Source organism: Leucobacter sp. NPDC077196, assembly GCF_040687075.1.
Classification (GTDB): Bacteria; Actinomycetota; Actinomycetes; order Actinomycetales; family Microbacteriaceae; genus Leucobacter.
Map to the genome: position 1 here is coordinate 1 of NZ_JBFBML010000032.1, position 8,469 is coordinate 8,469.

The window sequence follows — 8,469 nt, forward strand, 5'->3', positions numbered from 1 at the left end:
CGCGCGCCCTCCGCCGTGTCTGTGGGCCGCCCCCCCCCCCCTTTTTTCCCCCCCCGCTGCGGGTTTTGGCGGTGAGGGCGTCGCTGTGCGAACAGGCCGGCGACTCGCGATAGGATCGTTCAATGAACCATCCTCTTCACTGCACCGGGCGGTAGGCCGTGGCGACTATTCGAGACGTCGCCCGCCTCGCGGGGGTGTCTTCGGGCACTGTGAGCAACGTGCTCAATCGCCCGTCATATGTTCGCGCCGACACTCGTGAGCGCGTGCAGCGTGCCATTTCCGAGCTGGAGTTCATCCCCGACCAGCGATCGCGGCAGTTCCGACCGGGCCGCACGCGAACGATCGGGATCACGGTCGCCGAACTCGGCAACCCGTTCTTCGTCGACGTCGCGCTCGGGGCCGAAGCGGTCTGCCGTGAACGCGACCTCGGCGTGGTGCTCTGCAACAGCTCCTACGATCCGCAGATCGAATCCCAGAACCTCGATCTCCTGGTGCAGCAACGCGTGCAGGGCATCATCATCTCCCCGGTGGACGAGCGCAGCTCCCGCCTCGACATGTTGAAAGATCGCGGCGTTCCCATGGTCTTCGTCGATCGCGTGGGGGACGACCGCGACGTCTGGTCCGTGGTGATCGACGATCGCGAGGGCGGGCGACTCGGTGCGCGGCACTTGATCTCGCGAGGACATCGGCGCATCGCGTTTCTCGGGCACCCGCATCGGTCGCCCAAAGTACGGTCTCGATACGAAGGCGCCCGTGAGGTCGTGCATCAGTCGGACGGCGACATCACGCTCGAAGTCGTGACCACCGCATCATGGACCGTGGATGAGGGCCGGCGCCTGGGAACCGCCCTCGCTGCGCGCCCGCACGACAAGCGCCCCAGCGCCGTGCTCTGCGCGAACGACATGCTCGCGCTCGGCCTCATTCAAGAGCTCGTGCGCTCGGGCTTGCGCGTTCCGGACGACATCGCCGTCGTGGGGTATGACGACATCGAATGGGCGGCGATCGGCGCGGTACCGCTCACGACCGTGGCGCAGCCCCGGGAACTGCTGGGCCGCACCGCGGTCGAGATGATGATCCAGTTGATCGATCGGCCGGGCCCGCTTCCACGAGCCAACCACATCGTGCTCTCACCCGAACTGGTCGTGCGATCCTCAACATGACGCCGGCGGCCCTGCTGGGTGAACGCGGAACGGACCCTGCGCGATCGACGCGGGGTCCGTTCCGTTGCACACGAAGCTCGGGTTAGAACGCCGGTTCGACGTCTTCGACGTTCTCCTCGGTGACCACGGTCAGCGGAATGGGGATGCGGTTCTCGACCGTCTCGCCTGCAGCAGCCTGCACGATCGTCTCCAGAGCGAGCTTGCCGTCCTCGACCGGCGATTGCACGATGGTCGCGTAGAACTGCCCCTGTCGGATCGATTCGAACGCGTCCTGCTGGCCATTGATGCCGACGATCGGCGGAATCTCCGCGGGATCCTTGCCCGCTTCAGCCCACGCGTCGATGAATCCGCGCGCCATCGTGTCGTCGTTGGCGTACACCCCGTCGATATCGTCGCCGAAGCGAGTGATCAGATCGCGGCTCGCGACGAGCGCCTTCTGCTGATCGAAGTCGGCGTTCACGGTCTGCAGCACCTCGATGCCCGATCCGATCTCCTCGAGCTGCTCAGTGAAGCCGTCGGTGCGCCCGATGCTGGTGCCGTTTCCGGCCTGGCCGGCGATGATGACCACGCCGCCCTCGCCGCCGAGGGCCTCATCCATGGCGTCCGCCGAGAGTACGCCCTCCTCGTATACGTCGGGTCCGGTGAAGCTGGCCACCAGTTCGAGCGCCTCGTCGTCCATCGGCGAATTGATCAGCACAACGGGAATCCCCGCCGTCTGCGCCTGGATGAGGCCCGGGATGTACGCCTGCGGGTCGAGCGGCCAGAGCACGATGCCATCGGGGCTCCGACCGATGCACGTCGTCAGCTGCTCCGTGCCGGTCTGCACGTCGAAGTCCTGGCTGAGCATGGTGACTTTCGCACCAGCCTCGTCGGCGGCCTCCTGAAACGCCTCGTTCGCGGGAGTCGCATACGCATGCGATTCCGCGGCCGTGATGTAGCAGATCTCAGCGCCTGCGGTTTCAGCGCCGTCGGCGGATTCACCAGTGGTGTCGGCCCCTGAGGCTGAGCAGGAGGCGAGCAAGAGGGCCGCGGTGAACGCGGTTCCTCCGAGAAGTACCTTCTTGATCATGCGGGTGTCCTTTCGGTTTCGTGCGAATGCGCGTCATCCCTCTTCGACGAGAGACGCCGCAGCAGTGCGGAGGGTGATACATCAGTGCCACGTTTGGCGTGGGTCAGACGGTCGAGCAGAATGAGGAGGAGCAGGATGGCGCCGGTCACGATGTCCTGCACATACGCGGGAATGCTCTGGTACTCCATCGCCGTGGTCAGGGCCGCGAGCGTGAGCAAACCGCCGAGCGTGCCGAGGGCCGACCCGACGCCGCCCTCGAGGCGCGTTCCGCCGATGACCACTGCGGCGATAGCGGTGAGCACGATCGTGTCGCCGAAGACCGGGGAGCCAGTATTCGAAGCGATGCCGAACGTCACCCCCGCGAGACCGGCCATGAGCCCGCTGAAGGCGAACGCTCCGAAGAGGTACCAGCGCGAACGGATGCCGCTCGCCGCCGCGCTCGTCGCGTTGCTGCCGACCGCGAACAGGTTTCGCCCGGAGACCATCCGCGTCAGCCAGACATGCAGCAGGAGAATGAGCACGACGAAGATGAAGACGCGCGTCGAGAGTGTGCCGAGCACGGGCTGGGTCAGCGGAATGCCGAAGAAGGGATCGATGCCGCTGACCGGTCGTGAATCGGTGATGAGGTGGCATATCGCACGGAACAGCAACATGGACGCGAGCGTGGCGACGAGCGAGTTGATGCGGAGCAGCACCACCAGCACCCCGTTGAAGCACCCGGCGAGCACGCCGACGCCGAGTCCGACGATGGCCGCCGGCACCTGGCCCATCGATTCCTGCAGACCGACGGCAGCGATACCCGAGAGCGCCAGGATCGCGCCACCCGAGAGGTCCAGCTGACCGGCGATCAGCACGACGGTGAGCCCGATGGCGATGAGCCCCATGGTCGCCACGCGATCGATGCCGAGACTGAGCGTTCTGGCCTCGAAGAAGCCCGGAACGAACGTAGCCGCGATGACGAGGGTCGCAACGAGGATCACGATAACGCGGTAGCGCACGAGCCCGAGGAGCGCCAGGCTCCACCCGTCGCGCAGGGGTGCGTTGATGCTCATGAGCGGCCTCCCTTCCGACGGAGGTAGATATCCAACGAGACGGCGCCGACGATGAGCAGCCCCTTGGCAATGCCCTGCACCGCGGTGGGAACACCCTGGAGCACCAGAATGTTGTTGAGCAGGGCGACGAACAGGAGCCCGCCGATCGCTCGGGGAATGCTCCCCGACCCGCCGAGCAGACTGATGCCGCCGACGACGACCGCAGTGATCGCGTCGAACTCGTACCCGACTCCGATCGCGGGCCGCGCCGTCTGCAGGGTGATCCCGAGCAGAGCGCCCGCGAGCCCGCTGAGCCCGGCCGTCATGATGAATGCGCTCGCCCTCGTCCTCGCCAGCGGAACCGCACTCGCGCGGGTCGCATCAGGATTGCTGCCCGCCGCATACACCCATCGGCCGAGCGTGGTTCGCGAGAGCACGAGATGACCGACGACCGCGACGATGACGAAGATGATCACGATCACCGGGATCCCGAACACGCGGCTGTTCACGAAGGCCTGCGCCTCGGGGTCCGACCCGTAGACGATGACACCCCCGACGCTCCACTGAGCGATTCCGAGCACGATGGTGCTGACGCCGAGCGTCGTGATCACCGGGTTGATGCGCGCATAACCGATCAGCACGCCGCTCACGATTCCCGCTCCGCACGCGGCGAGAATTCCTACGAGAGCTGCGGCGAACGTGCCGATTGCGGGCTGCAAGCCGAGGGTGAGAATCGCGCCGACTGCGACGGTCGCCGGGACCGAGAGATCGGCGAGCCCGCGCGTGATGAACACGAACGTCATGCCGACCACGATCACGCCGAGAATGGAGATGTTGATCAGCACGTTGACGAGATTGCCGACCGAGAAGAATCGGTCGGAGAGCAGTGTGCCGATGATCAGGAGGAGCACGATGCCCACCGGCATCCCGATCAGGGGCCCGAGACGCGCTCCGAGGTTTGCGCGGGTGACCCTGCTCGTTCCGGGAACGCCGGTCACCGTCGTATCGAGTTTCGTATCGGTCATGCGTTGGCCGCCTCTCCCGTTGCCGCAAGCATTACCGCGGCCTCATCGGCCTCGGCTCGATCCAGTTCGGCTGAGACGCGCCCCTCGTTGAGCACGTAGATCCGGTCGCTGACCGCGAGCACCTCTGGCAGCTCCGATGAGATGAGCAGGATCGCCGTTCCAGCGGCCGCGAGCTCACCGATGATCTCGTGGATGTCGGCCTTCGCTCCGACATCGACTCCGCGAGTCGGCTCGTCGAGGATCAGCACTCGGGGTCGAGCAGCGAGCCATTTCGCGATCACCACCTTCTGCTGGTTGCCGCCGCTCAACGTGTCGACGGCGCGCTCGATGACGGGCGGTGACACGCCCAGGGTCTCGACCTGCTCGCGCACCATGGCTCGTTCACGAGGGCGCGAGATCCATCCGGCCGTGGAGAGGCTCGCAAGTACCGGCAGCGAGATGTTGTCCTTGATGGACGCGGAGGGAACGATGCCGTCACGCTTGCGGTCCTCGGGAACGTAGGCGATGCCTGCCGCGACCCCCTGCGCCGGAGTGCGGGCGACGAGCTCGGCTCCGTCGACCCGCACGGTACCCGACTGCGCGCGATCGAGGCCGAACACAGCCCGCGCCACCTCAGTGCGTCCTGCTCCGACCAGCCCGGCCAACCCGACGATCTCACCAGCGCGAACGTTCAATGAGACGTCTGAGAACGCGCCGGCCCGTGTCAACCCGTCGACCTCGAGCACGACCTCACCGATCGGCACCTCGCGTTTCGGGAAGATGTCGGTGAGATCCCGCCCCACCATCAGGCGGATCATCTCACCCGCCGTCACACCTTCAGACGGTCGTGTGGCGATCTGTCGTCCGTCGCGCAGCACCGTCACCTGATCGGCGAGATCCAGCACTTCGCGGAGCCGATGACTGATGTAGATGATCGCGATGCCATCGGCGCGCATACGGCGCACGATATGAAAGAGCGCCTGCGCCTCGTGTTCGCTGAGCGACGAGGTCGGTTCGTCGAGCACCATGATGCTGGGTCGCTGCGCGTACGCCTTTGCGATCTCGACGATCTGCTGCTGGCTCACCGTGAGTGAACCGAGAATTGCCGACGGGTCGATCCGCGCATCGAACGCGTCCAACACCTCGGTCGCGGCTTCCGCCAGCGCTCGGCGGCGCACGAACCCGAAGCGCGAAGGAGTCGCGCCGAGCATGATGTTCTCGGCGACCGTGAGATCGGGCACGAGGTTCAGCTCCTGATAGACCATCCCGATCCCTCGCCTGCGCGCGTCGATCGGCCCGGCGATGCGGGTCTCGGAGCCCCCCAGCACGATGGAGCCCTGATCGGGTTGATACACGCCGGCGAGGATCTTCATCAGCGTCGATTTCCCCGCGCCGTTCTCGCCGACGATCGCGTGCACCTCGCCGGCACGCGCGATGAGGTCAACGTCTGCGAGGGCGAGAATGCCCGGAAACGACTTCGAAATGCCTCGCATCTCCAATGCGGTGTTCATGCCCCTCCTCCTGACTCGTCTGGTTCGCCCAAGCGGCTCGCTCCGCAGTGAAATTCGACGCGATAGTCGACGCTCTGCCCGGCGGCGAGTATCGGCAGGGCGCCCGCGTCACGGGCGGCGGCACGGCCGAGACTCCAATCCACGTTCGTCGGCTCGAGCCCGAGCACGTAGTGCCCGTCGCCGAGCATTTTCCACTGATGCATAGCGGGCAGCGTCGCGGTGTCGAACCGCACTGCGATCCGCACATTCTGCGTCGGGTTATCGAGCGAGACCTCGGCCATCGCCTGCCCAGTGAAGTCGTGCTTGAACACCTGCTCGGCATATCCCGGCGCGGGTGCGGTGATGTCGAACCAGTGCGACAACCCCTGCTCCGCATCGGCGTCGCGGGGCGATACCGACACAGACGGCACTTCGAGCACCGCGTGTTCGTCGAGCAGCGGCCAGCCCAGATTCGCGTGGTAGAGCACCATGTGGCCGGCGGGCGATGAGCCTTCGTTCGTCACGCGATCCTCGACCACTATCGAAGCACCCCCGAGGGGCACCGAGATGCGACGCTCGAGCAGCAGGTTGTCGCCGAAGACGCTCGTCTGGCGCACCTCCGCCTCGACCACCAGTTCGGTCTCGGTCACCTGCGCACGAGTGACGACCGACGGTGTCGAACCGATGCGACCGTGCATGGGGTATTCCACACCCGCATCGGTGCTGGGCGGCCCGTACGAGTCGAGCCCGCAAGTCGCCAGCAGACCGCCGCCGAACGTGCGGAGCCACTCCGTTCCTGCATCGACTGTAAGGCCGGGATTCGCAAATCCGGTGGGTGAATGCCAGGCGATGGGCACCCCGCGGTAGCTGACCGCGCCGATATCGAGCGCGCGATCGGGATGGAGCTCGACGGTCAACCCGCCTCCCGAAGTGAGCACGATGCGACGGGCGCCTCGCCCGACACCCTGCGTCTCGTCGTAGTGATCGATGCGGGCAAGCTGGTGCAGCGAACCGACACGGCGGCGGGCTTCGGCGAGCGTTCGGCCGAACAGTAGCGGCTGGTCGGCCATCGTTAGAGCCCCAGCTCGCCGCGTTCAGCCTCGAGCTGCTGATTGGCCGGCCCGAAGTGCTTCAGAATGACCAGATCGTCGGTCGTCGAGGTGTTCACCACGCGCACACCGTCGGTCGCAGCACTCGCGGTGATGAAGAACTCGTCGCTCGAGAACTGGCCGTAGCGAATGCTCGAGATCGCGGCGATGTGCTGCCCGCCGATGCTGCCGTGCCCGGCGACCGCGATGAGACCGTGGGCGTCGCGGTCTGCCACGGTGACGGACCCGCCGGGAGCGACAGTGAGCTCCTTGGCGCTGAACGCGGTCGCACGGTAGGTGATCCAGCGCTCCGTGTACTCGGGCGACCCGGCACGGCTTTCGACCGTCTCGATCGGCGGAGTGAAGCGGTGACTCCAGAAGTCGGTGTCGACGTTCAGATCCCAGTCGGCGAGGTCGACGATGAAGTCGAGGTCGCCCACCTTGTTCTCAGGGACGTCTTTCCACAACAGCTCGTCTGGCACCTCGCGGTTGTTCGACCACGACTCGGTCATCGCAAAGACGTCGCATGCCGCCTGCGGTTCGTACGTGCACATGCTCGCCGGAGCGTGCAGTACGCCGGCCGGCACGTCCCAGCCCGTGCCGGGAGTGATGCGGTACGCCTTCGACAGATCGGTGATGCGATTGTCTCCACCGCGGAGAAACGCTTCGAGCTTGTCGCGAAGCTGATCCTTCGTGACCTCCGGGTGGAGCCCGAAGAACGTGTAGGGGAATTGGCCGCCGTGGTTGTTCATCTGCGGGGGGAAGTAATAGGCCTCGGGTTTGCCGGGTTTGCCCACGAGCGCGGCGTGCTCATCGCGATGGTGAATGTGGAAGGGCAAGGGGAACTCGTTGTCGAAGAACTTCGAATACATGGGCCAGAGTCCGTGCGATGCCCAGAGCCCGCCGATGGCGTCGCCCTTCGCCTGCGCAATGAGCTCATCGAGCGGGATGACCCCGCCATCGGGGTCGCGCACCAGGCTCAGACCTTCGAACGGGTCGGTGCGTGGCCCATTGTCTGCGCGGATCGCGCTCGCCAGCCAGCGTTCATCGATGCCGCCGCGCTCCTTGCCCAGCGGGAAGTAGTCGTCGGGGTGCAGCCGGATACGCCGACCCGGCGTGCAGAAGGCGCGCGGCACCCAAGCGGGAGCGAGACGCAGCACGCCGTTCGCATCGTTCATCGCGCGTTCGATCGCGGCTTCCGAGCTCGTGACGCCTTCGTAGGGACCGGCCTGTGCCATTACTCACTCCTTTGTGGTGATGCTGGATTCGCTTCCCTGGTTCATTGAACCAAGAATGTTTCAATGAAACTACCAAAGTGTTTCGCGGGGCACAAGAGGCGATGGGGCCGATATCCAATCGTTACGCCGAATCTCTCCTGCACTATTGCGCGATCACTCGATATGGGCGCCCGGTTCGCGACGCATTCCCGGGCCCGTGATCGCCGAAACGGGTCAATGAAGCGGTCGACCGGCGCGCAGGTTGCGCCGCTGGCCCGCTCCGACCGACCGCGCGGCGCCCGCCGACCGGTCGGGCCGCCAAGCGAGCCGGCCCGCCAAGCGAGCGGGGGGGGGGGGGGGGGGCGGGGGGGGGGGGGGCGCCGCCGCCCGACCGGGGCCCCCGCGCGGGG

Annotated in this window: 7 protein-coding genes; 1 reads left to right on the plus strand and 6 read right to left on the minus strand. The window is 66.2% G+C overall.

Features of this window, described 5'->3' with window-relative positions; genetic code table 11:
* Nucleotides 1-158 precede the first annotated feature (158 nt).
* Nucleotides 159-1,160, plus strand: a complete 1,002-nt coding sequence (locus AB0O71_RS15150) for a LacI family DNA-binding transcriptional regulator (RefSeq protein WP_363746660.1) — start codon at nucleotides 159-161, stop codon at nucleotides 1,158-1,160.
* Between the two features lie 82 nt (nucleotides 1,161-1,242).
* On the opposite strand, the gene AB0O71_RS15155 is transcribed toward AB0O71_RS15150, so the two are convergent.
* From AB0O71_RS15155 to AB0O71_RS15180, 6 genes are read right to left on the minus strand one after another with little or no spacing between them, the layout of a single operon-like run.
* Nucleotides 1,243-2,229 carry a sugar ABC transporter substrate-binding protein gene (locus AB0O71_RS15155; protein ID WP_363746663.1) on the minus strand — a complete coding sequence of 329 codons (987 nt, stop codon included), beginning with the start codon at nucleotides 2,227-2,229 and terminating at the stop codon, nucleotides 1,243-1,245.
* Complete coding sequence (locus AB0O71_RS15160; protein ID WP_363746665.1) at nucleotides 2,226-3,281, minus strand: ABC transporter permease; 1,056 nt, start codon at nucleotides 3,279-3,281, stop codon at nucleotides 2,226-2,228. Before AB0O71_RS15160 ends, AB0O71_RS15155 begins: the two co-directional genes overlap by 4 nt.
* Nucleotides 3,278-4,285, minus strand: a complete 1,008-nt coding sequence (locus tag AB0O71_RS15165) for an ABC transporter permease (RefSeq protein WP_363746667.1) — start codon at nucleotides 4,283-4,285, stop codon at nucleotides 3,278-3,280. Before AB0O71_RS15165 ends, AB0O71_RS15160 begins: the two co-directional genes overlap by 4 nt.
* Nucleotides 4,282-5,775 (minus strand): sugar ABC transporter ATP-binding protein, encoded by a 1,494-nt coding sequence (locus tag AB0O71_RS15170; protein WP_363746669.1) that lies wholly within the window; start codon nucleotides 5,773-5,775, stop codon nucleotides 4,282-4,284. Before AB0O71_RS15170 ends, AB0O71_RS15165 begins: the two co-directional genes overlap by 4 nt.
* Complete coding sequence (locus AB0O71_RS15175; RefSeq protein WP_363746671.1) at nucleotides 5,772-6,824, minus strand: aldose 1-epimerase family protein; 1,053 nt, start codon at nucleotides 6,822-6,824, stop codon at nucleotides 5,772-5,774. Before AB0O71_RS15175 ends, AB0O71_RS15170 begins: the two co-directional genes overlap by 4 nt.
* 2 nt (nucleotides 6,825-6,826) lie before the next feature.
* Nucleotides 6,827-8,080 carry a hypothetical protein gene (locus AB0O71_RS15180; RefSeq protein WP_363746673.1) on the minus strand — a complete coding sequence of 418 codons (1,254 nt, stop codon included), beginning with the start codon at nucleotides 8,078-8,080 and terminating at the stop codon, nucleotides 6,827-6,829.
* Nucleotides 8,081-8,469 lie beyond the last annotated feature (389 nt).